This is a genomic window from Roseomonas sp. 18066, assembly GCF_902706185.1.
GTDB lineage: Bacteria > Pseudomonadota > Alphaproteobacteria > Acetobacterales > Acetobacteraceae > Pseudoroseomonas.
In genome coordinates, this window is sequence record NZ_CACSJM010000382.1 from 1 (window position 1) to 422 (window position 422).

At 64.9% G+C, this 422-nt stretch carries 1 protein-coding gene; it reads left to right on the forward strand.

The annotated features are described in order from the left end of the window. Nucleotides 1-313: 313 nt before the first annotated feature. The coding region (locus GVN67_RS30585) for a hypothetical protein (protein ID WP_368667274.1) at nt 314-422 on the forward strand (109 nt) is incomplete at its 3' end.

A 422-nucleotide genomic window follows, 5' to 3' on the forward strand; every position in this document is an offset into this window, starting at 1 on the left:
AGATAGTGATGGCACACGGCATCAATGCCAACGTCGTTCATCGCTGGCGCAAGCTGGCCCGGGGCGGTGACGCCAAGGCGGCCACGAAGACAGGCTAGTTCATCGCGCTGCCCCTCACGATGGCTTGCGCACCGGCGCCACCCAGCCAACCGTCAGCATCGCAGGCGGACTTGCGGGTCGAACTGCGCAGCGGCGCTATCACGATGTCCATCACCTGGCCGACCAGCGCTGCAGCCGAATTCGCCATGTGGACCCGAGAGGTGCTCCGGTGATCCGAGTGGATGCCGTTTGGCTTGCCTGTGAACCGCTGGACATGCGTGCGGGCACCGAGTCGGTACTGGGCCGGGTGGTCAAGGTCTTCGGTGAGGCCCGACCTCACCATGCCTACCTGTTCGCCAACCGACGGGCCAATCGCATGAAGG